Origin of the sequence: Leclercia sp. Colony189 (assembly GCF_009740165.1) — a bacterium.
GTDB lineage: Bacteria > Pseudomonadota > Gammaproteobacteria > Enterobacterales > Enterobacteriaceae > Enterobacter.
Genome location: NZ_CP046557.1, coordinates 2,603,098 through 2,626,920, shown reverse-complemented (window position 1 = coordinate 2,626,920; position 23,823 = coordinate 2,603,098). Strand labels below are relative to the sequence as shown.

Genomic DNA, 23,823 nt, shown 5'->3' with positions numbered 1-23,823 from the left:
AGTCGGTTTTACCGTGCTTAAATAACGGTAAACCCGAACTAAACTTATTGTTTTTTCCCAGTATTCTTATATTAGAACGAGATCGGCAAAAAAGGATACAGGCGAATGAATATTCTGGTGACACGTTAAAGCATTCACCAGACTGTCATGAATAAGTGTGATCGCTTTTCGCAATTTAGGGGAGTAAAAGATAAGTAAAAATGATGAATTTGACGTTAACGCAAAAAAAAGTCGGTTCCCTCAAATGAGGTGAACCGACTTTTAAGCACTCAATAATCAGACGGCAGGGCGGGCAATAATGCTGCGTGTTTCCATGCGCACTTCAGCAATAGTGACGTCGATAACTTCGGTCACTTTATAGGCCACTTCGCCCTTGATTTGCACGGTGCCGTTTTCCTGGCTGCAGACAAGCTCGTCACGTACGGCGTGCAGGAACGGCGCAGGAATAAAGGCTACGGCGCCATTATCCACCAGACGCACACGCATGCCGCCACGGCTGACATCGATGATCTCCGCCGCGAAACGGGTCTCCGTTCCGGCTTTGTCTTTCAGGAACCGGGCGTAGAGCCAGTCACCGACGTCGCGTTCAGCCATGCGGTTAAGGCGACGGCGCTCGGCCATCTGCACCGTGGCTTCGTCCTGTGGACGGGCAATGGTTTCGCCTTTAACGATCGCTTTCAGCAGGCGGTGGTTAATCATATCGCCATACTTACGAATCGGTGAGGTCCAGGTGGCGTAGGCTTCCAGCCCCAGACCAAAGTGCGGGCCAGGTTCGGTGCTGATCTCAGCGAAAGACTGGAAGCGACGAATGCGGCTGTCCAGGAAACCAGATGGCTGGGCATCCAGTTCACGGCGCAGCTTGCAGAAGCCATTCAGGGTCAGAACTTCCTGCGGATCCACATGCACGTCATGGGTTTTCAGCAGGGCCGCCAGGGCTTCGCTGTTAGCCGGATCAAACCCGGTATGCACGTTATAGATACCGAAACCGAGTTTGTCGCGCAGTACGCGGGCCGCGCAGATGTTCGCCGCAATCATCGACTCTTCAACGATGCGGTTAGCAATGCGACGCGGCTCCGCCACGATATCCAGCACTTCGCCTTTCTCACCGAGAATGAAACGGTAGTCAGGGCGATCCTTAAAGACCAGCGCATGGGTCTTACGCCATTCGCTACGGCTCAGACAGACACGGTGCAGCAGGCGGATCTGGTCGGCAATGGCCTCATTCTCAGGCTGCCAGCTACCGCTGTTTTCCAGCCAGTCAGAGACCTCGTCGTACACCAGCTTGGCTTTAGACTCGATCAGCGCAGCAAAGAACTCAATGTTCTCTTCGATAGTGCCATCGGCAGCGATGGACATGCGGCAGGCCAGTACCGGGCGCACTTCGTTAGCGCGCAGCGAGCAGAGATTATCCGACAGCTCGCGCGGCAGCATCGGGATGTTGAAGCCTGGCAGATAGTTGGTAAAGGCACGGATTTTCGCCGCGTCATCCAGCGGGGTACCTTCCGCGATCCAGGCTGTAGGATCGGCAATCGCTACGGTTAGCAGCAGTTTACCGTCAGCCTGCTCTTCAACATACAGCGCATCGTCCATATCTTCGGTGCTGGCGCTGTCGATGGTGACAAAATTCAGTGCAGTCAGATCGCGACGCTCAAGACCTTCGTCCAGCATGTCAGTCGCTGCGCCTTCTGGCGCCTCTTTTTCCAGATTATGGCGGGCAAGGGTGACCCACCACGGTACGAAATGGTCTTCACCGAAGGTGATAAACTGGGTGAGTTCGGCATAAAAACCGCGATCGCCCTTCAGAGGGTGACGGCGCATTTCTGCTACGGCCCAGTCACCTTCTTTAAAATCATGCGTCACGCCACGCTCAGCGCGGCAGGGGATGGCGTCTTTCAGCAGAGGATGGTCCGGAATGATGGACAGACGGTCATCTTTTCTCAGCACCTTACCCACAAAACGGGTCAGGAACGGTTCAATTAATTCTTCAGGCTCGGCTGATTCACGATCCTTTTCGCTATGGATCACGGCCGTAATGCGATCGCCGTGCATCACTTTCTTCATCTGCGGAGGCGGAATGAAGTAACTTTTCTGCGCATCGACTTCTAGGAAGCCAAAGCCTTTTTCCGTGGCTTTTACGACCCCTTCAGCACGTGGCGTCTGGGAATGCAGTTGCTGTTTAAGCTGCGCTAGCAGCGGGTTGTCCTGGAGCATAGTGATCTATTTTCGTAGCCATTGAGCGGCTGACAGTTTTACGCGAATCTCACTGCTACAGCAAGCGCTCTTTCGGTCGTTAGTGTGGTTATTCGCTTCTGCCAATGGCGATTTTCAGACGGTTCAGCCAGCCGCAAAAAGCGCTCCAGGTGAGGAGATTGATGGCCTGTACGGGCGACTGGCCATCATCTGTCAGCGGGGTAAACTGCGCGGCGCTGAACTGATCCGGCGATCGCGCCAGCTGTTCTACCGCACGCCTTACCGCCTCATCGTCTTTATACGCCGTGTGAATGCCACTGATGAGAATTTCACCGGTTTGATCGAGGATCAACGGTTCATGACAGAGCACCGACGTAAGGGGATGCAATAACGGCTCGTCCTGCCAGCGTTCAAGCGAGGCCAGCTGCTGTGGGCTGGCCTGACAACGCTCAACCTCGGGTATGGCAGGCTGCCACGTGTTCAGGTCGTTATCGTCCGGCAGGGCGTGAGGCGGGATATGGTGCCCCGGCAGCCAGCGCACCGGGTGGCCGAGCAGGGCCTGAAACACCGCCACCACGCGCGCCTGAAAGCCCACAAAGCCGATAATCTGATTGATGGTCACGATGTCATACACCGTCAGGCCCACCTCATCGAGCCCCTGCTGCGCTTTGCTGTCAATCACATCCGGCGAGCTGGCAAGCTGGCGGGCATACTGGGTGATCTGGGCGAGACGGCGATTGCTTTCACGGGAGGAGTCGGGACCGGGGAGCGGGGCGAGAAGGGCGGCGTAGTGATTACACAGACGCTGCACGCCGCACACCTGGGCGACAGTCAGAGCAGTGCTGAAACGATCGTAGGCGCTCAGCGTGCGCAGCCGGGTAACGGTGACGGTGCGCGGGAAAAAAAGGTCGCATAGCGCCCGGGCCGGGGTTAACCAGCGTTCACAGGCTGCCAGCAGCGTTGCCGGTAGCGCGATGTTCAGCAAAAAGCGATCGGCGACATGCGCGGCTTCGGGAACCAAAGGCAGGACTTCCGTCGGGCTGCTACTGGACTGGGTCTCATGATACCAGTGGCCTTTGCCAGAAATACGGCGTTGTTCCATGTGCGTTCCTTGATCTCAAAATGGCGATCAATATCCTGGCGGAAGGCGGATAAGCGGAAAAATATTGTTAAGTGATAACAAATAGCGGAACGGAATAACGCGGGGAAAGCGGGCGAAACGGTGGGGATACCTCCCCGCCGGAGCGGGAAGGTAATGAACTTATTTGAGTTCCAGCTCGTTCATTGCAGCGATGCTGAAACCGCCGTCAACGTGAACCACTTCGCCGGAGATGCCAGCAGAGAGGTCAGAGCAGAGGAAGGCTGCGGAGTTACCCACATCTTCGATGGTCACGGTGCGACGGATTGGGGTAACCGCTTCGCAATGCGCCAGCATTTTACGGAAGTCTTTGATGCCGGAAGCCGCCAGAGTACGGATTGGACCGGCAGAGATGCCGTTTACGCGCACGCCTTCCGGACCCATTGCGTTCGCCATGTAGCGCACGTTGGCTTCCAGAGAGGCTTTTGCCAGACCCATTACGTTGTAGTTCGGGATAGCGCGCTCAGCGCCCAAATAGGACAGGGTCAGCAGAGCTGCGCCCGGGTTAAGCATGGAGCGGCAGGATTTCGCCATCGCCACAAAGCTGTAGGAGCTGATGTCGTGTGCGATTTTGAAGCCTTCACGGGTGACCGCGTTTACATAGTCGCCGTCGAGCTGGTCGCCTGGTGCAAAACCGATGGAGTGAACGAAACCGTCAAATTTCGGCCAGGTTTTTGCCAGCTCGGCGAACATGCCATCGATGCTTTCATCTTTAGCAACGTCGCATTCCAGAACAATGCTGGAACCCAGCTGCGCGGCGAACTCCTCTACGCGGCCTTTCAGCTTGTCGTTCTGGTAGGTGAATGCCAGCTCAGCACCTTCGCGATGCATCGCCTGTGCGATACCGTATGCGATGGACAGTTTGCTGGCAAGGCCAGTGACCAGAATGCGCTTACCGGAAAGAAAACCCATAGCTCTTAATCCTTATATTCATTGTTGTGGCGGCTGTCATTTTTGGACAACCGTCGTTAAAACGCGGCGATAATAGCATGTGTCGCGTACAGTGTTAATCCGACCACTCCATACGGGGCAGGTCAGCGATCTTTTCGCCAGGCATCGGCGGTTAAGGCTTCGCCAAAATGCCCGGCAATTAAACGTTTGGTCAGATCGTGAAGTGGGGCGGCCAGCACCGACGCGGTGCTGCCGCGCTCCACCACTGAGCCTTCGTGCATCACCAGCACCTGATCGCTGATGTGCTTCATCATCCCCAGATGCTGGGTGACGTAGATATACGAGATACCCTGTTTCTCCTGCAACTCCAGCATCAGGTTGATAAGTTGTGAACGCATCGACATATCCAGCGAGGCCAGCGCTTCGTCAGCGATGATCACTTTCGGGCGCAGGATCAGCGCGCGGGCAAGACCCAGACGCTGCTTCTGCCCCGGCGCCAGCATGTGCGGATAATAGCTGACGTGATCCGGCAGCAGTCCGACCATGCGCAGGGTATCGATGATCTGCTTACGTCGCGCTTCAGGTTCCAGATCGGTATTGAGCCGTAGCGGAAAATCGAGGATCTGTGAGATACGCTGGCGCGGGTTCAGCGAGGTGGAGGGATCCTGAAAAATCATCCTGATCCGCTGGCTGCGGAACGAGTAATCGCCAAATTTCAGCAGATGGTCGTCAATCAGGACCTCACCGTCCGAGGGTTCAATCATCCCGGCCAGCATCTTCGCCAGCGTCGATTTCCCTGAACCGTTTTCACCGATGATCGCCAGGGTCTGCTTTTCACGCAGGGTAAAGCTCAGCGGTTTTACCGCTTCAACGGTCTGTCGGCGGAATAAGCCGGTACGGTAGCGAAAGGTCTTACTCAGGTTGCGCACTTCCAGCAGGGTTTCGACCATGTCACTCTTTCTCCATGTTCAGCGGGAAATGGCAGGCAAACAGATGGTTCTTCGGCCCGGCCAGGCGCGGCGTTTCAATGCATTTACGCTGGGCATAGGGACAGCGCGGACCCAGGCGACAGCCAATGGGCAGGTGCTCCAGCAGCGGGATAGCCCCCGGCAGGGTATTCAGGCGACTTTTATGCGGCATGGGGCTGCCAAAATCCGGTATCGCACGGATCAGCGCCTGGGTATACGGATGATGCGGCGTGGTGATCAGATCCTCGCTGCCGGCGGTCTCCACGGTCTGGCCGCAGTACATCACATCAATCTTATCTGCCCATTTACTCAGCATTTGCAGGTCATGGCTGATCAGCAAAATAGTGGTGTTGTTGTTCTGATTAAGCCGGGTCAGCAGGCGGAAGATTTGCGCCTGGGTGGTCGGCTCCATCGCGTTGGTCGGTTCGTCCGCGATCAGCAGGCGCGGCTGGTTAGCCAGCGCGATGGCAATCATCACTTTCTGACACTCACCGTCCGTCAGCTCATAGGGGAAGCTGCGCATGGCGTCTTTGTGATCTTTGATCCCCACCCGGTGCAGTAGCTCAATGGCCCGGCGTTTACGCCAGCCAAAACGTTGCCACCAGCGGCCTTTATAGGTCCAGGCGGGAATGTTCTGCATCAGCTGTTTGCCCACCCGCTCCGACGGATCGAGACAGGATTGCGGCTCCTGAAAGATCATCGACACGTTGTGGCCCACCAGCTTGCGTCGTTCGCGGACGGAGAGGCGCAGCAGGTCGATATCATCAAAGCGCATACGGTCAGCGGTGACGCGCCAGTTATCCTTCGCCACGCCGCAAATCGCTTTAGCAATCAGGCTTTTGCCTGAGCCCGATTCCCCCACCAGCCCGCGAATTTCGCCTTCGCTCAGGGTAATACTGACGCGATCGACCGCTTTGACCCAGCCTTCGCCGGTTTTAATCTCAATCGTCAGATTGCGAATATCCAGTAACGGCATTATTCCACCCCCGCCACAATGGCGCGACGGATCCCGTCGCCAAGCAGGTTCACCAGTAATACGCTAACCGTAATTGCAGCACCCGGCAGCATCACCGTCCAGGGGGCCACATAGATCAGTTCCAGCGCGTCGCCCAGCATCGCCCCCCATTCCGGGGAGGGCAGTTGCGCGCCCAGATCGAGAAAACCGAGCGCGGCGATATCCAGGATCGCCATCGACAGGGCACGGGTAATTTCCGTAACCATGCCCGAGGCGATATTGGGCAGCACCGCAAACCACAGAATATTCATGGTGGTGGCGCCATCGAGACGGGCGGCCACCACATACTCTTTTTCCAGCTCATCATGCACCAGGCTGTAGACCGAACGTACCATGCGCGGCAGTAGCGCCAGCCAGACAGCAAACATGGCGTGCGTCAGATGCGGACCGGCGAAGGCCACCACGATGATCGCCAGCAGCAGCGACGGGATCGACAGCAGCGTATCGAGAATATGGTTCATCACCGCCGAGCGCAGGCCGTGAGTAGCCCCGGCGACAATACCCAGTACCAGACCGCACAGCGTGGCGGCCAGGGTGACCACAAAGGCGCCGCCCACCGTCGGCGCGGCGCCGCTCAACAGACGGCTTAACACATCGCGCCCGAGGTCGTCGGTGCCCAGGAAGAAGGAGACTTCACCGTAGCGGGACCAGGATGGCGGTAACAGCTGATAGCCGAGGAACTGCTGATCGATGCCATACGGCGCAAACCACGAGCCCAGAATGCACAGCAGCACCAGGCCGCCGCAGCCGTACAGGCCGATCATCGCCATGGCGTCGCCGTAGAAATTTCGCCACACGGTGCGTAACGCACCGGGCGTGCGCTTTTCACTGTATACGCTATCGTAAGGCATACCATTCCTTATGTTTCAGTGGGTTAGCCATAGCGCCCAAAATATCAGATAACACGTTCACAATAATCACCAGCGCGCCAATCACCATCACGCCGGCAGAGATAGCGGCATAATCCTGCTGGCGAATGGCGTTAATCAGCCAGCGACCGAGGCCTGGCCAGCTAAAGACCATTTCGGTGATCATGGCCAGCGTCAGCATGGTTGAGAACTGCAGCCCGAGACGGGGGATCACCGGCGGCAGCGCATTATGCAGCACATGGCGACGTAAAATCGTCAGCCGTGACAATCCGCGTGTGGCGGCCGCTTTAACATAGTTCTGGTCAAACACCTCGCTGGTGCTGATGCGCATCAGGCGAACCACCTCCGTGGTTGGCGCCACGGCCAGGGCCAGCACCGGCAACACCATGTGGCGCACGGCGCTGATGATCATCTCATGCCGCCAGACCGAATCTGAGAGCCAGGCGTCAATAATGGCGAATCCGGTGACGGTTTTTACCGCATAAAGCAGGTCAAAACGTCCGGAAACCGGCAGCCAGCCGAGCGTCAGCGAGAAAAAGAGCGTCAGCAGCAGCGCCAGCCAGAAGACGGGAACCGAAAACCCGAGCAGGGCGATCGCGCTGATCAGCTTGTCCTGCCATTTATTGCGGGTGATCCCGGCGAGCATCCCGACCGGGATCCCGACAATCAGCGCAAAACCGAACGCCAGGATGCAGAGCTCCATGGTGGCGGGGAAGACCTCTTTCAGTTGCTCGGAGATGGGCTGGCCGTTAATGCTGGAGACGCCAAAGTCCCAGTGCAGCACGCCTTCAAACCAGAACCACCACGCATTCCACAGCGAAGCACCCTGTAACGGCGCGTGCGGGGTAAAATAGCTCAGGCTAAAACCCACTAAGGTGAGAAAGAAGAGGGTGATGAGCAGCAACAGCAACCGACGTAAGGTAAAAATAATCACGGTTTTTTCACCTCTTCTTGTTTCTCGCGGGAGACGCCCGCAAATGACGCATTTCCAAACGGACTGAGCACCAGGCCTTTGATATCGTAACGGTACGCCTGCAGACGCAGGGATGAGGCCAGCGGCAGCACCGGCAACTCTTTGGCCAGAATAATCTGCGCTTCATCATAGGCATCGATACGTGCCGCCAGCTGCTGGGTCGACAGCGCCTTGCGCAGAATGCTGTCAAACTCGCGGTTGCACCAGTGGGCATAGTTGGTCTGCGAATCAATGGCCGCGCAGCTCAGGAGCGGACGGAAGAAACTGTCCGGGTCGTTACTGTCTGTCGCCCAGCCTGACAGGGTGAGATCGTGGTTCATGTCCATCAGGCGCGCCTCCTGAAAACGGCCTTCTACCGGAACGATCACCACATTAACCCCCACCTGGGCCAGGTCAGCCTGGAGCAGCTCCGCGGTTTTTAGCGGGCTGGGGTTCCAGGCCTGGGAGCTGGTAGGCACCCACAATTGCAGGGTGAGGTTTTCTGCCCCCAGCGCTTTGAGCTGTTCGCGTGATTTTTCCGGGTTGTATTCGGTAATTTTAGCCTCGCTATCGTAGGCCCACGAGGCGCGGGGCAAGATTGAGGCGGCAGTTTCTGCGGTACCGTAATAAATGGACTGCATCAGACGCTGGTTATTGATCGCCAGCGCCAGGGCATGGCGTACCGCCGGGTTGTCCAGCGGCGGTTTGTTGGTGTTAAAGGCCAGATAAGCGATATTCATGCCCGGGCGCAGGGTCAGGCGCAGACGCGGGTCGTCGCGCAGGATAGTCAGCTGGCTGGCAGCGGGCCAGGCCAGGACATCGCATTCGCCGGTCAGCAGTTTCGACAGCCGCCCGGTACCGCCGGAGCCTAAATCGACCACAACCTGCGGCATAAGCGGCGTGCCGCGCCAGAATTTCTCATGGCGTTGCAGGCGCACGTACTGCCCCGCCCGATACTCTTCAACCTGGAACGGTCCGGTTCCTACGGGCTGGCGATCCATCAACTCCATTTTGTCCTTCAGGGTGAGTTGAGTGGCATATTCCGCGGACATCACCGAAGCATAGTGCGTCGCCAGATGCCACAGGAAGGAGGCATCTGGCCGCGCCAGGGTGAACTCCACCGTGCGGTTATCCAGCTTGCGAACGGACTTCACCGTATCGGCAAACTGTAAACTGTCGAAGTAGGGGAAATTACCGCCGTTGATGTAGTGCCACGGATGGTTGCGGTTAAAAATGCGCTGGAAGGTAAAGACCACGTCATCCGCATTGAGTTTACGGGTAGGCTTAAACCACGGCGTGGTCTGGAAGCTGACGTCGTCGCGCAGGCGAAAACGGTATGTGGCCCCGTTGTCCAGCACTTGCCAGCTCTCGGCCAGTTCAGGCACCAGGCGATAGGTATAGGGATCCACATCCAGCAGGCGGTCATAGATCTGGGCGGCGAGGGTATCGACGATCAGGCCGCTGCTCGCCTTTTGCGGGTTGAAGGTGTTGACCTGCCCACTTACGCAGTAGACAAAGCCGCTGTCGCGAATATCCGCGCGATCCGCCAGCTCAGGCGCGGCAAACGCCTGGCTGCTTAACAGACCGAGCGCAATCAGGGACGAGAAAACCAGTCGCATAATTTTTAAGGTTTTTAGAGACGATCTGCAAAGTGTATCGCACTTACACCTGCTTCGTAAAAATGTCTGCGGGTAAGTGCTGATTATGTCATCGCATCTGATGCTTTTTGAGCAATGCCCTTAACTGATGGTAGGTCAGCCCCAGCAGTTCAGCCGCGCGTTTCTGATTAAATTGTGCCTCGCGCAGGCTCTGCTCCAGCAACCGCTTCTCCTGCTCCAGCTGGAACAGACGCAAATCGAGGGGCAGGGTAGGTGTACCCGTGTTAAGCGGTTTGCTGACAGAGGGCTGTGCGGGGCGCTGAAAGGGATCGATCACAATCTCATCCAGCTCGGTCTCGCTGCTACCGTGGCGGTAGACGGAGCGCTCCACCACATTCTTCAGTTCGCGGATATTGCCCGGCCAGCGGTAGTCCAGCAGCGTTTCACGGGCGTGCTGACTAAAACCGGGAAACAGCGGCAGCCCAAGCTCGCGACACATCTGAATAGCAAACTGCTCCGCCAGCAGCATGATATCGCTGCGCCGCTCGCGCAGCGGCGGCAGGTTAACCACATCAAACGCCAGCCGATCCAGCAGGTCGGCGCGAAACTTCTCCTGCTCGACCATCTCCGGCAGATTGGCGTTAGTGGCGCACACCAGCCGCACGTTTACCTGTAAAGGCTGGCTGCCGCCCACGCGCTCCAGCTCGCCATACTCAATGACGCGTAGCAGTTTTTCCTGCACCAGCATCGGCGCGGTCGCCAGCTCATCAAGAAACAACGTGCCGCCATCGGCGCGCTCGAAGCGACCGGGATGGCGACGCTGCGCCCCGGTAAAGGCGCCCGCCTCGTGACCAAACAGTTCCGTATCCAGCAGGTTCTCGTTCAGCGCGGCGCAGTTCAGAGAGATAAACGGTCCATCCCAGCGCCCGGAGAGGTAGTGTAGCCGGTTGGCAATCAGCTCCTTGCCGGTGCCGCGCTCGCCGATAATCAGCACCGGTTTATTCAGCGGTGCCAGCCTTGATACCTGCTCCAGCACTTCGAGAAAACTGTTGGCTTCCCCGAGTAACGTGTCTTTAAATTCAGTCATGATGTAATTGACCACTTATTGGTGTAATTCACTAAATGAGAGTAGGGTGTAGCGGGTGAAAAAGCAATCACATCGTCTAAAATCAATGAGATATAAAACTGGCACGCGAATTGTATTAACTATGCAGCAGGGCTTAGCCCGATAACAGAAAATATGAGGATTCAATTATGGGTATTTTTTCTCGTTTTGCCGACATCGTGAACGCCAACATCAACTCACTGCTGGAGAAAGCAGAGGATCCGCAGAAGCTGGTTCGTCTGATGATTCAGGAGATGGAAGACACGCTGGTGGAAGTGCGCTCTAACTCCGCCCGTGCGCTGGCTGAGAAAAAGCAGCTTTCCCGCCGTATTGAACAGGCGACCGCCCAGCAGGCCGAATGGCAGGAAAAAGCGGAACTGGCGCTGCGCAAAGATAAAGAGGACCTGGCCCGCTCTGCGCTGATTGAAAAGCAGAAGCTGACCGATATTGTCGCCACCCTTGATCAGGAGGTGACGCTGGTGGATGAAACCCTTGCCCGCATGAAAAAAGAGATTGCGGAGCTGGAGAACAAGCTGAGCGAAACCCGCGCCCGCCAGCAGGCCCTGACGCTGCGTCACCAGGCGGCAAGTTCATCCCGTGACGTGCGCCGTCAGCTCGACAGCGGCAAGATTGACGAAGCCATGGCCCGTTTTGAGTCGTTTGAGCGTCGTATCGATCAGATGGAAGCGGAAGCGGAAAGCCACAGCTTTGGCAAACAGAAAACGCTGGATCAGCAGTTTGCCGATCTGAAAGCGGATGATGAAATCAGCGAGCAACTGGCCGCGCTGAAGGCCAAAATGAAACAAGACAATCAATAATAAAAACTGCGGCGCCCGCCGGCGCCGCCACTCATCACACAAGGAGTAGACATGAGCGCGCTTTTTCTTGCCATTCCGCTGACCATTTTCGTGCTATTTGTTCTGCCGATCTGGTTGTGGCTGCACTACAGTAACCGTTCTTCAAGGGGAGAGCTGTCGCAAAGCGAACAGCAGCGCCTGGCGCAATTAACTCAGGACGCAAATAAAATGCGCGAACGTATTCAGGCGCTGGAGGCGATCCTGGACGCAGAACATCCGAACTGGAGGGATCGCTAATGGCACTGAACCTGAATAAAAAATTGTGGCGTATCCCCCAGAAGGGGATGGTGCGCGGCGTCTGCGCCGGACTGGCGCACTACCTCGACGTGCCGGTGAAGCTGGTGCGTGTGGTAACGGTACTCTCCATTTTCTTTGGTCTGGCGTTTATTACCCTGGTGGCCTATATCATTTTGTCCTTCGTGCTGGACCCGATGCCGGACGGCGCGATGGGCGATGAAAATAGCCCCACCAGCAGTGAATTACTGGACGCGGTGGATGCTGAGCTGTCGGCAGGCGAAAAACGCTTGCGCGAAATGGAGCGGTATGTCACCTCGGATACCTTCACGCTGCGAAGCCGTTTTCGTCAGCTTTAACTGAGAGAACTGATATGAATCAACGCTGGCAACAGGCCGGACATCGCGTCAAGCCGGGCCTGAAAATCGCAGGGAAGCTGGTATTACTCACTGCACTGCGTTACGGCCCGGCAGGCGTGGCGGGCTGGGCGATCAAATCGGTTGCCCGCAAGCCGGTACGAATGTTGCTAGCCGTCGCGCTGGAGCCGATGCTGAAAAAGCTCGCGAACCGGTTATCCAGTAAACTGAAATAATTCGCAACGGCACAAAGTTCAATGTGCCGTTGCGCTGCTTTTATTCCTTTCTCCTTGCCCCCGTGTCATATTTCTCAGAACAATAATTCCTTCAGGCAGAACAGGATGGCGATGAAGCGACTTAAAAATGAATTTAATTCTCTGGTAAATCGTGGGGTTGACCGACATTTGCGCCTGGCGGTTACCGGACTGAGCCGCAGCGGCAAAACCGCCTTTATCACGGCGATGGTCAATCAGCTCCTTAACCTGCATGCCGGGGCGCGCTTGCCGCTGTTGAGCGCGGTACGCGAAGAGCGCCTGCTGGGCGTGAAGCGCGTCCCTCAGCGCGATTTTGGCATTCCCCGTTTCACCTACGATGAAGGGCTGGCCCAGCTTTACGGCACGCCGCCAACCTGGCCCACGCCCACCCGCGGGGTGAGTGAAATCCGCCTGGCGCTGCGGTACCGTTCCAATGATTCTTTGCTTCGTCACTTTAAAGAGACCTCCACTCTCTATCTGGAGATTGTCGATTATCCCGGCGAATGGCTGCTCGACCTGCCGATGCTGACCCAGGACTATCTCAGCTGGTCGCGGCAGATGACCGGCCTGTTACAGGGGCCCCGCGCGGCCTGGTCCGCCCGCTGGCGTTCCCTGTGTGAGGGGCTGGATCCGCTGGCACCCGCCGATGAAAACCGGCTGGCGGCCATTTCGGAAGCCTGGACCGATTACCTGCATCAATGTAAGAAAGAGGGTCTGCACTTTATCCAGCCGGGTCGCTTTGTGCTGCCTGGGGATATGGCGGGCGCCCCGGCCCTGCAATTTTTCCCCTGGCCGGACGTGGAGGCTTTTGGTGAATCGAAGCTTGCCCAGGCGGACAAACATACCAACGCCGGTATGCTGCGCGAACGCTTTAACTACTACTGTGAGAAAGTGGTTAAGGGGTTCTACACTAACCACTTTTTGCGCTTCGACCGCCAGATTGTGCTGGTGGACTGCCTTCAGCCGCTCAACAGCGGGCCACAGGCGTTCAACGACATGCGCCTCGCGCTAACCCAACTGATGCAGAGCTTCCACTACGGGCAGCGCACGCTGTTCCGGCGTCTCTTCTCTCCGGTGATCGACAAACTGCTGTTTGCCGCCACCAAGGCGGATCACGTGACGGTGGATCAGCACGCCAATATGGTATCGCTCCTCCAGCAGCTGGTGCAGGATGCCTGGCAAAACGCCGCCTTTGAGGGTATCAGCATGGACTGCCTGGGGCTGGCCTCGGTGCAGGCCACCCAGAGTGGCCTGATTGACGTTAATGGCGATAAGATCCCGGCGCTGCGCGGCCACCGTCTGAGTGACGGCGCCCCGCTGACGGTCTACCCTGGCGAAGTACCCGCCCGATTGCCGGGCCAGGCATTCTGGCAGAAGCAGGGGTTTCAGTTTGAAGCCTTCCGCCCGCAGACGATGAATGTAGACCAGCCGCTTCCGCACATTCGCCTGGATGCCGCGCTGGAGTTTTTGATTGGAGATAAATTGCGATGACCGAACCCCTAAAACCGCGAATGGATTTTACCGGCACCCTGGAAGAAGCGGATCGCGAAGCCTTCAAAGCGGCACAAACGTTTGATGACACCCAGGCCGGAAACTTCGCCCCGGTAGTGACCGACATGCTCCCTGCGGAAGAAGGACAAGCCGAAGCCGTCGTCGAAGCCGCTTTGCGCCCTAAACGTAGCCTGTGGCGCAAAATGGTCAGCGCGGGCCTGATGCTGGCGGGCGTTGCGGTGGTAGGGCAAGGCGTGCAGTGGGCAATCAATGCCTGGCAAACCCAGGACTGGGTGGCGCTGGGAGGATGCGCGGCAGGTGCGCTTATCGTCGGCGCGGGCGTCGGCTCTGTTGCCACCGAATGGCGCCGTTTATGGCGACTGCGCCAGCGCGCCCACGAGCGTGATGAAGCCCGGGATCTGCTGCACAGCCACGGCACCGGTAACGGACGGGCATTTTGTGAAAAACTGGCGAAACAGGCCGGGCTCGATCAGTCTCATCCGGCCTTGCAGCGCTGGTACGCCGCCATTCACGAAACGCAAAACGATCGCGAAGTGGTATCGCTGTATGCCCACCTCGTGCAGCCGGTGTTGGACAGCCAGGCGCGGCGGGAGATCAGCCGCTCGGCAGCCGAATCAACGCTGATGATTGCCGTCAGCCCGCTGGCGCTGGTGGATATGGCTTTTATTGCCTGGCGCAACCTGCGCCTGATCAACCGTATTGCCACGCTGTACGGTATCGAACTGGGCTATTACAGCCGCTTGCGCCTGTTCCGCCTTGTACTACTCAATATGGCCTTTGCCGGGGCCAGCGAGCTGGTGCGCGAGGTGGGGATGGACTGGATGTCACAGGATCTGGCCGCTCGCCTTTCGGCCCGTGCGGCGCAGGGGATTGGTGCGGGATTACTCACCGCGCGGCTGGGGATCAAAGCGATGGAATTGTGCCGTCCACTGCCGTGGACAGAGGATGATAAACCCCGGCTGGGGGATTTCCGTCGGGAATTAATCGGCCGGCTGAAAGATACCCTCAATAAAAAACCGCAGTAAGCTCGCTTCCTCGCACATAATTCCGACACCCTGCTCACAGGCTGTCAATATTTGTTGACAGCCGTCTTCCCGATTGCAGATATCTGGCTTATCATTTCAGGGTTAATGGCTTATAGAGTGATTTTCCCATGCGTCTGGAAGTGTTTTGTAAGGACCGTCTCGGCCTGACTCGCGAGCTGCTCGATCTCCTTGTTTTGCGGAGTATTGACCTGCGTGGAATTGAGATTGACCCAATCGGGAAGATTTACCTGAATTTTGCTGAAATTGCTTTCGAAACATTCAGCAGCTTAATGGCTGAAATCCGCCGTATCGCTGGCGTTACGGATGTGCGCACCGTGCCGTGGATGCCCTCCGAGCGCGAGCACCTGGCCCTCAGCGCGCTGCTGGAAGCGATGCCCGAACCCTTTTTATCCCTGGATCTGAAAGGCAAAATCGATCGGGCTAATCAGGCGAGCTGCCAGCTGTTTGCCCTGGAGCCGGAGAAACTGAGCAACCACAACGCCGCCCAGCTGATCCCCGGCTTCAATTTCCAGCGCTGGCTGGAGAGCAACCCGCGCTCGACTCACAGCGAGCATGTGGTTATTAACGGACAAAATTTCCTGATGGAGCTCACCCCGGTCTATCTGCAGGGCGACAACGACGACAGAACCCTGACCGGTTCAGTGATCATGCTGCGCTCAACGGTCCGTATGGGACGTCAACTGCAAAACCTGTCGAGCCAGGATACGGGCGCCTTCAGCCAGATTATTGCCGTCAGCCCGAAAATGCGCCACGTGGTGGAGCAGGCGCGCAAGCTGGCAAACCTTGCCGCACCGCTGCTGATCACCGGCGACACCGGTACCGGCAAAGATCTGCTGGCCCATGCGGTGCATCAGGCGGGGCCGCGGGCGAGCAAACCTTATCTTGCCCTGAACTGCGCTTCTATTCCGGAAGATGCCGTTGAAAGCGAGCTGTTTGGCCACGCGCCGGAAGGCAAAAAAGGCTTCTTTGAGCAGGCCAACGGCGGCTCGGTGCTGCTGGATGAAATTGGCGAGATGTCGCCGCGGATGCAGGCCAAACTGCTGCGTTTCCTCAATGACGGCACCTTCCGCCGGGTGGGAGAAGATCATGAGGTGCATGTGGATGTGCGCGTCATCTGCGCCACCCAGAAGAACCTGGTGGAACTGGTGCAGAAGGGGATGTTCCGGGAAGATCTCTATTATCGCCTGAACGTTCTGACCCTCAATATTCCGCCGCTGCGCGATTGCCCCCAGGACATCATGCCGTTGACCGAGCTGTTTGTGGCGCGCTTTGCCGATGAGCAGGGTATCCCAAGACCGAAGTTTTCAGCCGATCTGAATACGGTTCTTACCCGTTACGGCTGGCCGGGGAATATTCGTCAGCTTAAAAATGCGATCTATCGTGCCCTGACCCAGCTTGAAGGCTATGAGCTGCGGCCGCAGGATATCTTATTGCCGGATTACGATGCCGGAACGGTGGCGGTAGGCGAAGAGGCTATGGAAGGATCGCTGGATGACATTACCAGCCGCTTTGAACGCTCGGTGCTGACGCAGCTGTATCGTAACTATCCCAGCACCCGTAAGCTGGCAAAACGCCTGGGCGTGTCTCACACCGCCATCGCCAACAAGCTGCGCGAGTATGGTCTGAGCCAGAAGAAAGGTGACGAGTAAAAATAAAAAAGCCTCCGCAGGGAGGCTTTATTGTTACGCTTGCCGTTACGCCTTCAGTGATTCCAGCGCGGCAGCGTAATCTGGCTCGGTGGTGATTTCATTCACCAGGTGGCTGAACACGACGGTGTCGTTTTCGTCGATCACCACAACGGCACGCGCCGCCAGACCTTTCAGTGCGCCTTCAGAGATGCCCACGCCGTACTGCTCCAGAAACTCCGGGTTGCGCAGGGTAGAGAGGGTGATAACGTTGCTCAGACCTTCCGCACCGCAGAAACGGGACTGAGCGAACGGCAGGTCGGCAGAGATGCACAGCACAACGGTGTTGTCCACTTCGGTCGCCAGCTGGTTGAATTTACGCACAGACGCGGCGCACACGCCGGTATCAATGCTTGGGAAAATGTTCAGCACTTTACGCTTGCCGGCAAACTGGCTCAGCACGACGTCAGACAGATCTTTTGCCACGAGCGTAAACGCCTGCGCTTTGCTGCCTTTCTGAGGAATGGATCCTGCAACAGAAACCGGGTTGCCCTGGAAATGAACGAGTTGTGACATAGTTATCTTCCTGTTTACATATAGTTAACGTCGCCGTTAGTGTATGTCATCAGCCGATAGCACAGCAAACCCTATTTGCGCGAAGCCGCTATACAGGAGTGAGTGATGAGAACCCTCAAGGTTTACGAAGAAGCCTGGCCACTGCATACGCCGTTTGTGATCTCCCGGGGAACCCGGAGCGAAGCCCGTGTGGTGGTGGTAGAAATAGAAGAAGAGGGCGTCAAAGGGGTGGGAGAATGTACGCCTTATCCCCGGTATGGCGAAAGCATCGCCTCGGTAATGGCGCAGATCATGGCGCTGGCGCCTGAGCTGGAGGGCGGCCTTACCCGGGAAGCGCTCCAGCGGTTACTGCCTGCCGGTGCCGCACGTAACGCGGTGGACAGCGCGCTGTGGGATTTAGCCGCGCGTCAACAAGGGATCTCCCTGGCGACGCTGGCGGGCGCGACGCTGCCGCAAACGGTGGTCACCGCGCAAACAGTGGTGATCGGTGAGCCTGCTCAGATGGCCGCCAGCGCCAAAGCGCTCTATGACGCCGGGGCGCGCCTGTTGAAAGTGAAGCTGGACGATCGTCTGATCAGCGAGCGGATGGTCGCCATTCGCGGGGCCGTGCCGCAGGCGACGCTTATCGTCGACGCCAACGAATCCTGGCACAGCGAAGGACTGGCTGCCCGCTGCCAGCTGCTGGCGGATCTGAATGTCGCCATGCTCGAACAGCCTTTGCCCGCAGGGGAAGATGCCGCGCTGGCGAACTTTATTCATCCACTGCCCATCTGCGCCGATGAGAGTTGCCATACCCGGGAAAGTCTCACGGCCCTGCAGGGACGCTACGATATGGTGAATATTAAGCTGGATAAAACCGGCGGTATCACCGAAGCGCTGGCGCTGGCCGCCGAGGCACGTCGGCGCGGTTTTGCCCTGATGCTCGGCTGTATGCTCTGCACCTCGCGAGCGATTGGTGCCGCACTGCCGCTGGCGAATGAGGTGAAATTTGCCGATCTCGACGGCCCTACCTGGCTTGCCGTGGATGTCTCTCCGGCGCTGCACTACAGCACCGGCGTTGTTCATCTCTGAGGTTCCCAGCGCAACAGATCGGTCATCGCTTTCAGGTACTTCTCGCTGGCCTCGTCGGAGGAGATCGGCGGGAATTCAGCGGTGATGCAGTGCAGGCTTAAATCGGCACACCAGCTGCCGAATGAGCCTGGCGTCTCATAGCCGACGCTGGTGACCAGCGGCAGTGAAAAGGCATCTGCCAGCCAGCGCCCAAGAGCCGTGTGGGCGGGATCTTCAATGCAGGCCAGCGGATCGTGAAACGAGACAACCCAGGCCGGATGCAGTTTGTGGATCAGATGACACAGCGCCTGGGTTTCTGGCTCTGAACCGGGCTTGTCGCCCGTCAGCAACACCACATCGCGATCTTCGGCGGAGCTGTTCCAACGGTAGACTGTCTCGCCTTCCCGCCAGTTGGCCGCCGGGAAGTTACGGTTTAAATCCACACCACGGGCATTGGCGCGTAAACCCAACTGACAGCCGTCCGGGTTAACGGTTAATACCACATGGTGGCGGCGCAGCGGAGGGGAAAGGGTACGCAGGGCGCAGGAGAGGGTCACAATCGAAGAATTTTCATCTCCGTGGGTTCCGGCAATGATCAGGCCGCTGTTGCGATCGGCCTGCGGGGCAGGGAACCAGATTAAGGGGGCGCCGAGGTATGAGCGGCCATAATGTTCGGTCCCGGGCGGGAAAGCGCCACGTTCCGTTCTTGGGCGGGTAAGTGACATAGAGGTTCCTGAATCAGATTGTATTACTGGCAGTGTTGTGCAAAAAACACGGTTAATCAAATAGTTTCAGCCAGAAGGTAAAACCGGCAGAAATCAACTTTCCGGCGGAAGTTGTTTGCATTTCACTGTTCCGAAACAAATAATTACCCATCTGCTCGTTACCCATCATTTCAAAGGGGATCTCATGAAGCATCCGGTTTCGTTGATCTGTTCTGCCTTATTGTTGTGTGGCCTCTCTTCTTACGCCTTCGCGGCGGATGTTCCCCCCGGGACAACGCTGGCATCCAAACAGGAGCTGGTGCGTCATATCAAAGATGAACCTGCCTCGCTTGATCCCGCTAAAGCGGTGGGTCTGCCTGAAATTCAGGTGATCCGCGATCTGTTCGAGGGGCTCGTGAATCAGAATGAAAAGGGCGAACTGGTGCCAGGCGTGGCGACCCGCTGGCAGAGTAATGATAACCGCGTCTGGACTTTCACCCTGCGCGAGAACGCGCAATGGTCTGACGGCACCCCCGTCACTGCCCAGGATTTTGTCTACAGCTGGCAGCGTCTGGTTGATCCCAAAACGACCTCGCCTTTCGCCTGGTTTGCGGCCCTGGCCGGGATCGTGAACGCGCAGGCGATCATCGACGGTAAGGCAACGCCGGATAAACTGGGCGTAACGGCAGTGGATAACCGAACCCTGCGCGTGCAGCTCGATAAACCCCTGCCGTGGTTTGCCAATCTGACGGCGAGCTTCGCCTTCTATCCGGTACAAAAAGCGAATGTGGAGAGCAGCCCGGAGTGGACTCGTCCTGGGACGCTGGTAGGTAACGGTGCGTATATCCTCAAAGACCGGGTGGTCAACGAGAAGCTGGTGGTTGAGCGTAACAGCCATTACTGGGATAACGACAAAACCGTTCTGCAGAAAGTGACCTTTATCCCGATCAACCAGGAGTCCTCAGCCACCAAGCGCTATCTGGCAGATGATATCGACATCACCGAATCGTTCCCGAAAAACCTCTACCAGAAGTTAATGAAAGAGATCCCGGGCCAGGTCTATACCCCGCCGCAGCTGGGCACCTACTATTATGCCTTTAATACCCAAAAAGGCCCGACTGCGGATGCGAGAGTGCGTCTGGCGCTCAGCATGACTATCGACCGGCGCATCATGGCTGAAAAAGTACTGGGTACCGGCGAAAAACCTGCCTGGCACTTCACCCCGGACGTGACCGCAGGATTTACGCCGGAGAAATCGCCTTTTGAGCAGATGAGCCAGGAAGAGATGAACGCGCAGGCCAAAACGCTGTTGCAGGCGGCTGGCTACAATGCGCAGAAACCGCTGAAGCTGACGCTGCTGTATAACACCTCAGAGAACCACCAGAAGATTGCTATCGCGGTGGCGTCAATGTGGAAAAAGAACCTGGGTGTCGATGTGAAGTTGCAGAACCAGGAGTGGAAAACCTATATCGACAGCCGTAATACCGGCAACTTTGACGTGATCCGCGCCTCCTGGGTAGGTGACTACAATGAGCCCTCGACCTTCCTCTCCCTGCTGACCTCAACGCATACTGGCAACATCTCGCGTTTCAACGATCCGGCGTATGACAAGGTGATTAACCAGGCATCCCTGGAGACCACCGAGCAGGCCCGCAATGCGGATTACAATACCGCAGAAAAAATCATTGCGGAAAAAGCCCCGATTGCGCCGATCTACCAGTACACCAACGGGCGGTTAATCAAGCCGTGGGTGAAAGGCTATCCGATTAACAACCCGGAAGATGTGGCGTATAGCCGCACGATGTATATCGTGAAGCACTGACGCGTACTGACATCCTGCTGACGGCAGGATACCATCGCTAAACCCAGAGCTGGCGCGACTTGCAGCGCCAGTTTCTCCCCCTTTACGAAGAAATGCGTGATAGCCTCGTCCAAAAGAACGGGCATTAAGCGAACGAAAGATCGGTGTGTTCTTCACCGCACTGGCGCGTACCGGGGATACTCAGACGGTCAGGGGGAAAGGTACCTTTGACGATATCGTGTTTGTGGCCACCGCGATTTTACCTGCGACTGAGCAGGATAATGAGCCTGAACCGCGCATTACCCATCTGGTTGATCTGTTTCTGAATGGCATCGGCGTTCATTGAAGTCATTTTTTATCTGTAGCGTTGGCTGTTTTTGTCACCAGGATAGCATCTGCAATCACGCTGAAAATCCGTTCGGCGCGGGGAGCGTGCGAGGGATGTCCACGCAGCCAGGCCAGCGCAGCAATCAGATCAAACAATTCCGCACCATCAAGATTGGCCCGCGCCTTACCATCGGCCTGAGCGCGGGCAAGGAGCGCTGCCCCGGCAGCGCGAAGGGCGACGCACGATGTGTGGAGCGCGGAATCGGGATCTTCGATGGCGCTCATCATCGGCTCAATAACGCCACGATGTTCATAGGTGAAGGCGATAATCTCTTGCAACCACAACGTCAGGGCTTCGGCTGAATCGGCCCTGGTCTGAAGGGCTTCGGCTCTGGTCGCCAGTGCATCAAAGCTTGAACGCAGCAGGACTTCAAGCAACGCTTCGCGGCTCGGGAAGTGGCGGTAGAGTGTACCCAGGCCGACTTCGGCTCTGCGGGCAATGTCGCGCAATGACGCATCGGCACCTTGCTCAATAAAGACGTCGCGCGCGACGGCAATCAGGTGGTCGTAGTTTTTTCTCGCATCGGCTCGCATGGTGTCTCCTTGACAAGCGGAACAGTGCTCCATATATTCGGAGCAGTGCTCCATTAAATATACCGCATTTACGTCCGAGGAGAAAGCCATGTCGATTAAAGTGATGAAGGCAGTGCAGCAGTACGCGTTCGGTGGGCCGGAGGTACTTCGCTATGAAGAGGTTCCTGTGCCAGATCTTCAGCCCAACGAAGTGCTTGTCCGCGTGTATGCGGTCGGCCTCAATCCTCCTGACTGGTATCTTCGCGATGGCTACCGAATGTTGCCGCCGGAATGGCAACCCAAAGTCACTTTCCCCGTGATCCTGGGAACGGATATTTCGGGGGTGATCGTTGCGGTGGGCGACAACGTCACGGCGTTCTCTGTCGGGGATGAAGTCTATTCGATGGTGCGCTTCCCCGACGGGGCGGCTGGCGGTAGCCGGGCCTATGCTGAATATGTCAGCGTAGCGGCAACGGAGGTGGCGCGTAAACCTCGTCGTCTTGACCATATCCACGCCGCTGCCGCACCCATGTCGCTGCTGACCGCATGGCAATTTATGATTGATCAAGGGCATGATGTGCCAAATCCGCTACAGGCAACCCCGCATAAGCCGGTGCCGCTGGCGGGACAAACCGTTCTGGTTAACGGCGCGGCAGGCGGTGTCGGCCATTTCGCCTTACAGCTGGCGAAATGGCAGGGCGCGCATGTTATCGCGGTGGCCTCCGGTGAACATGAAATGTTTCTGCTTAACCTGGGCGCTGATGAATTTATTGATTACACGAAACAGGCTGCCGAAGATGTAGTACGCAATGCAGATCTCGTCATCGATGCGGTTGGCGGCCCTTCAGCAAGCCGCTTCTTGCGCGCTCTCAGGCGCGGCGGCGCGCTGTTTCCGATTTATCCTCTGGGATTTTCAGGCGCTGACGAGGCCCGGCAGTTGGGCGTTATCGTCTCGGCTACCCAGGTGCGATCCAACGGCGCACAGCTCGCCCAGCTTGCCGAATTGATGGATAAGGGGGTGATTCAGGTAGCTGTCGACAGTACGTTCCCGCTTGCGCACGCGCAACAAGCGCATGAGCGGGCGGCTCGAGGACATATTCAGGGGAAAATCGTGCTTTCGGTCATTGAACAGGACTGATGTGACGGGAGTGATACGGCCAGAGTCTGTGTAATTAATCACCACGCCTGTTCGCTTTGGGTCCTGAACACCGAAAGAAGGCCTTAACGCCGAAGGGCGTATGGTACGGCAAAATTGCCCGAAGATTACCGGATGGGCGGTGTATGCTCTGTATGTGGCGTTTTCGTGCGATGAATATTGCCCACCTTGTAAATGGCGCTGATTGAGGCGCCATTTTTTCGCTCTCACGCGTAATTATCATTAATTCATGGTTTGAGTTAATTTATATAAATCATTTAAAATAAATATAATATGCATATTTGTTATGTATTCGCTTCTGTTTATTTACGTGAGATTCCTTCTTTTAATATTTGCAGGTCAGATATCAGTACTTGCTAATCGAATTGAGGACAAGAGTATGTGTAAAGTCTCGCTTTGGATTAATAGTTAGTTGATCCAGTGTAATTCTTTGTTCTACTATCTGTCTGTTAATAAACGTGGTTTTACTCGACAACTATTCCTTAAGGAAAAGGGACCGCTATGGCTGATTCGTTTCAGAATGAAGTGCCTAAGGCACGAATAAATTTAAAATTGGCTTTACACACAGGAGGCGCACAGAAGAAAGTTGAATTACCCCTTAAAATTCTTACTGTTGGCGATTTCAGTAACGGTAAGGAGACCCGCATGTTATCGGAGCGGGAAAAAATAAACATCAATAAAAACAACTTCGATAGCGTACTTGCAGAGTTTAACCCCGAGATTAATCTGGCCGTACAGAATACGCTTTCTGGCGACGGTGAAGAAAACATCCGCCTGCAGTTTTCCTCCATGAAGGATTTCGAACCAGAACAGGTTGCCCGTCAAATTCCTCAACTTCGCGCGATGCTGGCCATGCGTAATTTATTACGCGACCTCAAATCTAACCTGCTGGATAACGCCACTTTCAGAAAAGAGCTCGAGAAAATTCTTAAGGATCCGGCGCTAACTCAGGAGTTACGTGACGAAATGAGTGCGCTTGCCCCGAAATAATGTGTGGAAGTCTCTTTTAATGGATTAACCGGGAAT

The 23,823-nt window shown here is 56.6% G+C and carries 24 protein-coding genes; 12 read left to right on the top strand and 12 right to left on the bottom strand.

The features are described from left to right. Positions 1-276: 276 nt before the first annotated feature. The 9 genes from GNG29_RS12420 to pspF all read right to left on the bottom strand — a co-directional run bounded on the left by GNG29_RS12420 (position 277) and on the right by pspF (position 10,708). Positions 277-2,211, bottom strand: coding sequence for an exoribonuclease II (locus GNG29_RS12420; protein ID WP_156654647.1), 1,935 nt, complete (start codon positions 2,209-2,211; stop codon positions 277-279). 88 nt (positions 2,212-2,299) lie between these two features. Beyond that, positions 2,300-3,292, bottom strand: coding sequence for a CMD domain-containing protein (locus GNG29_RS12415; RefSeq protein ID WP_156654646.1), 993 nt, complete (start codon positions 3,290-3,292; stop codon positions 2,300-2,302). Positions 3,293-3,451: 159 nt separating this feature from the next. Then, the gene (gene fabI / locus GNG29_RS12410; protein WP_103179873.1) at positions 3,452-4,240 is read right to left on the bottom strand and encodes an enoyl-ACP reductase FabI; all 789 of its coding nucleotides are present in this window, start codon (positions 4,238-4,240) and stop codon (positions 3,452-3,454) included. A 122-nt stretch (positions 4,241-4,362) separates the two neighbouring features. After that, positions 4,363-5,169 (bottom strand): putrescine export ABC transporter ATP-binding protein SapF, encoded by an 807-nt coding sequence (gene sapF / locus GNG29_RS12405; protein WP_103179872.1) that lies wholly within the window; start codon positions 5,167-5,169, stop codon positions 4,363-4,365. Between the two features lies 1 nt (position 5,170). Beyond that, complete coding sequence (gene sapD, locus GNG29_RS12400; RefSeq protein ID WP_103179871.1) at positions 5,171-6,163, bottom strand: putrescine export ABC transporter ATP-binding protein SapD; 993 nt, start codon at positions 6,161-6,163, stop codon at positions 5,171-5,173. Next, the gene (gene sapC, locus GNG29_RS12395) at positions 6,163-7,053 is read right to left on the bottom strand and encodes a putrescine export ABC transporter permease SapC (protein WP_103179870.1); all 891 of its coding nucleotides are present in this window, start codon (positions 7,051-7,053) and stop codon (positions 6,163-6,165) included. Before sapC ends, sapD begins: the two co-directional genes overlap by 1 nt. Beyond that, positions 7,040-8,005, bottom strand: coding sequence for a putrescine export ABC transporter permease SapB (sapB, locus tag GNG29_RS12390; protein ID WP_156654645.1), 966 nt, complete (start codon positions 8,003-8,005; stop codon positions 7,040-7,042). The genes sapC and sapB overlap by 14 nt, the downstream gene beginning before the upstream one ends. Further along, on the bottom strand, positions 8,002-9,642 hold the full coding sequence (sapA, locus tag GNG29_RS12385) for an ABC transporter substrate-binding protein SapA (protein ID WP_103179868.1): 1,641 nt from the start codon (positions 9,640-9,642) through the stop codon (positions 8,002-8,004). Before sapA ends, sapB begins: the two co-directional genes overlap by 4 nt. 88 nt (positions 9,643-9,730) lie before the next feature. Further along, positions 9,731-10,708 (bottom strand): phage shock protein operon transcriptional activator, encoded by a 978-nt coding sequence (gene pspF / locus GNG29_RS12380; RefSeq protein WP_156654644.1) that lies wholly within the window; start codon positions 10,706-10,708, stop codon positions 9,731-9,733. Between the two features lie 167 nt (positions 10,709-10,875). On the opposite strand from pspF, the gene pspA reads away from it, so the two are divergent. From pspA to tyrR, 7 genes are all read left to right on the top strand, one after another. Then, positions 10,876-11,544, top strand: a complete 669-nt coding sequence (pspA, locus tag GNG29_RS12375; RefSeq protein ID WP_156654643.1) for a phage shock protein PspA — start codon at positions 10,876-10,878, stop codon at positions 11,542-11,544. A 51-nt stretch (positions 11,545-11,595) separates the two neighbouring features. Beyond that, the gene (gene pspB, locus GNG29_RS12370) at positions 11,596-11,820 is read left to right on the top strand and encodes an envelope stress response membrane protein PspB (RefSeq protein WP_103179865.1); all 225 of its coding nucleotides are present in this window, start codon (positions 11,596-11,598) and stop codon (positions 11,818-11,820) included. Next, the gene (gene pspC, locus GNG29_RS12365) at positions 11,820-12,176 is read left to right on the top strand and encodes an envelope stress response membrane protein PspC (RefSeq protein ID WP_103179864.1); all 357 of its coding nucleotides are present in this window, start codon (positions 11,820-11,822) and stop codon (positions 12,174-12,176) included. Before pspB ends, pspC begins: the two co-directional genes overlap by 1 nt. 14 nt (positions 12,177-12,190) lie before the next feature. Beyond that, complete coding sequence (pspD, locus tag GNG29_RS12360) at positions 12,191-12,409, top strand: phage shock protein PspD (RefSeq protein WP_103179863.1); 219 nt, start codon at positions 12,191-12,193, stop codon at positions 12,407-12,409. Positions 12,410-12,520: 111 nt separating this feature from the next. Then, on the top strand, positions 12,521-13,918 hold the full coding sequence (locus GNG29_RS12355) for a YcjX family protein (protein ID WP_103181094.1): 1,398 nt from the start codon (positions 12,521-12,523) through the stop codon (positions 13,916-13,918). After that, positions 13,915-14,964, top strand: coding sequence for a YcjF family protein (locus GNG29_RS12350; RefSeq protein ID WP_156654642.1), 1,050 nt, complete (start codon positions 13,915-13,917; stop codon positions 14,962-14,964). Before GNG29_RS12355 ends, GNG29_RS12350 begins: the two co-directional genes overlap by 4 nt. 128 nt (positions 14,965-15,092) lie before the next feature. Next, entirely contained in the window at positions 15,093-16,634 is a 1,542-nt protein-coding gene (gene tyrR / locus GNG29_RS12345) for a transcriptional regulator TyrR (protein ID WP_103179861.1), read from the top strand. 45 nt (positions 16,635-16,679) lie between these two features. Here the strand turns inward: tyrR and tpx are convergent, their stop codons facing one another. After that, the gene (gene tpx, locus GNG29_RS12340) at positions 16,680-17,186 is read right to left on the bottom strand and encodes a thiol peroxidase (RefSeq protein WP_103179860.1); all 507 of its coding nucleotides are present in this window, start codon (positions 17,184-17,186) and stop codon (positions 16,680-16,682) included. 105 nt (positions 17,187-17,291) lie between these two features. Between tpx and ycjG the strand changes: the two genes are divergently transcribed. Further along, on the top strand, positions 17,292-18,257 hold the full coding sequence (gene ycjG / locus GNG29_RS12335) for an L-Ala-D/L-Glu epimerase (RefSeq protein WP_156654641.1): 966 nt from the start codon (positions 17,292-17,294) through the stop codon (positions 18,255-18,257). Here the strand turns inward: ycjG and mpaA are convergent. Further along, positions 18,248-18,961 (bottom strand): murein tripeptide amidase MpaA, encoded by a 714-nt coding sequence (mpaA, locus tag GNG29_RS12330; protein ID WP_103179858.1) that lies wholly within the window; start codon positions 18,959-18,961, stop codon positions 18,248-18,250. The two genes, ycjG and mpaA, sit on opposite strands and share 10 nt — an antisense overlap. Before the next feature lie 184 nt (positions 18,962-19,145). On the opposite strand from mpaA, the gene GNG29_RS12325 reads away from it, so the two are divergent. Further along, positions 19,146-20,762, top strand: coding sequence for an ABC transporter substrate-binding protein (locus tag GNG29_RS12325; protein WP_156654640.1), 1,617 nt, complete (start codon positions 19,146-19,148; stop codon positions 20,760-20,762). 145 nt (positions 20,763-20,907) lie between these two features. After that, positions 20,908-21,087 carry a hypothetical protein gene (locus GNG29_RS12320; RefSeq protein ID WP_156654639.1) on the top strand — a complete coding sequence of 60 codons (180 nt, stop codon included), beginning with the start codon at positions 20,908-20,910 and terminating at the stop codon, positions 21,085-21,087. A 2-nt stretch (positions 21,088-21,089) separates the two neighbouring features. Here the strand turns inward: GNG29_RS12320 and GNG29_RS12315 are convergent, their stop codons facing one another. Continuing rightward, positions 21,090-21,662, bottom strand: coding sequence for a TetR/AcrR family transcriptional regulator (locus tag GNG29_RS12315; protein WP_103179855.1), 573 nt, complete (start codon positions 21,660-21,662; stop codon positions 21,090-21,092). An 88-nt stretch (positions 21,663-21,750) separates the two neighbouring features. Here GNG29_RS12315 and GNG29_RS12310 point away from each other — a divergent pair, with 88 nt between their 5' ends. Further along, positions 21,751-22,779: an NADP-dependent oxidoreductase gene (locus GNG29_RS12310; RefSeq protein WP_156654638.1), complete on the top strand. Its 1,029-nt coding sequence runs from the start codon at positions 21,751-21,753 to the stop codon at positions 22,777-22,779. Positions 22,780-23,298: 519 nt separating this feature from the next. Beyond that, complete coding sequence (tssB, locus tag GNG29_RS12305; RefSeq protein WP_103179853.1) at positions 23,299-23,787, top strand: type VI secretion system contractile sheath small subunit; 489 nt, start codon at positions 23,299-23,301, stop codon at positions 23,785-23,787. The last annotated feature ends 36 nt before the right edge of the window (positions 23,788-23,823 follow it).

What these genes read in the sequence shown, in the direction of transcription:
- GNG29_RS12420 (WP_156654647.1), bottom strand. Translation starts at nt 2,211, where the DNA reads ATGCTCCAGGACAACCCGCTGCTAGCGCAGCTTAAACAGCAACTGCAT.
- GNG29_RS12415 (WP_156654646.1), bottom strand. Translation starts at nt 3,292, where the DNA reads ATGGAACAACGCCGTATTTCTGGCAAAGGCCACTGGTATCATGAGACC.
- fabI (WP_103179873.1), bottom strand. Translation starts at nt 4,240, where the DNA reads ATGGGTTTTCTTTCCGGTAAGCGCATTCTGGTCACTGGCCTTGCCAGC.
- sapF (WP_103179872.1), bottom strand. Translation starts at nt 5,169, where the DNA reads ATGGTCGAAACCCTGCTGGAAGTGCGCAACCTGAGTAAGACCTTTCGC.
- sapD (WP_103179871.1), bottom strand. Translation starts at nt 6,163, where the DNA reads ATGCCGTTACTGGATATTCGCAATCTGACGATTGAGATTAAAACCGGC.
- sapC (WP_103179870.1), bottom strand. Translation starts at nt 7,053, where the DNA reads ATGCCTTACGATAGCGTATACAGTGAAAAGCGCACGCCCGGTGCGTTA.
- sapA (WP_103179868.1), bottom strand. Translation starts at nt 9,642, where the DNA reads ATGCGACTGGTTTTCTCGTCCCTGATTGCGCTCGGTCTGTTAAGCAGC.
- pspF (WP_156654644.1), bottom strand. Translation starts at nt 10,708, where the DNA reads ATGACTGAATTTAAAGACACGTTACTCGGGGAAGCCAACAGTTTTCTC.
- pspA (WP_156654643.1), top strand. Translation starts at nt 10,876, where the DNA reads ATGGGTATTTTTTCTCGTTTTGCCGACATCGTGAACGCCAACATCAAC.
- pspB (WP_103179865.1), top strand. Translation starts at nt 11,596, where the DNA reads ATGAGCGCGCTTTTTCTTGCCATTCCGCTGACCATTTTCGTGCTATTT.
- pspC (WP_103179864.1), top strand. Translation starts at nt 11,820, where the DNA reads ATGGCACTGAACCTGAATAAAAAATTGTGGCGTATCCCCCAGAAGGGG.
- pspD (WP_103179863.1), top strand. Translation starts at nt 12,191, where the DNA reads ATGAATCAACGCTGGCAACAGGCCGGACATCGCGTCAAGCCGGGCCTG.
- GNG29_RS12355 (WP_103181094.1), top strand. Translation starts at nt 12,521, where the DNA reads ATGAAGCGACTTAAAAATGAATTTAATTCTCTGGTAAATCGTGGGGTT.
- GNG29_RS12350 (WP_156654642.1), top strand. Translation starts at nt 13,915, where the DNA reads ATGACCGAACCCCTAAAACCGCGAATGGATTTTACCGGCACCCTGGAA.
- tyrR (WP_103179861.1), top strand. Translation starts at nt 15,093, where the DNA reads ATGCGTCTGGAAGTGTTTTGTAAGGACCGTCTCGGCCTGACTCGCGAG.
- tpx (WP_103179860.1), bottom strand. Translation starts at nt 17,186, where the DNA reads ATGTCACAACTCGTTCATTTCCAGGGCAACCCGGTTTCTGTTGCAGGA.
- ycjG (WP_156654641.1), top strand. Translation starts at nt 17,292, where the DNA reads ATGAGAACCCTCAAGGTTTACGAAGAAGCCTGGCCACTGCATACGCCG.
- mpaA (WP_103179858.1), bottom strand. Translation starts at nt 18,961, where the DNA reads ATGTCACTTACCCGCCCAAGAACGGAACGTGGCGCTTTCCCGCCCGGG.
- GNG29_RS12325 (WP_156654640.1), top strand. Translation starts at nt 19,146, where the DNA reads ATGAAGCATCCGGTTTCGTTGATCTGTTCTGCCTTATTGTTGTGTGGC.
- GNG29_RS12315 (WP_103179855.1), bottom strand. Translation starts at nt 21,662, where the DNA reads ATGCGAGCCGATGCGAGAAAAAACTACGACCACCTGATTGCCGTCGCG.
- GNG29_RS12310 (WP_156654638.1), top strand. Translation starts at nt 21,751, where the DNA reads ATGTCGATTAAAGTGATGAAGGCAGTGCAGCAGTACGCGTTCGGTGGG.
- tssB (WP_103179853.1), top strand. Translation starts at nt 23,299, where the DNA reads ATGGCTGATTCGTTTCAGAATGAAGTGCCTAAGGCACGAATAAATTTA.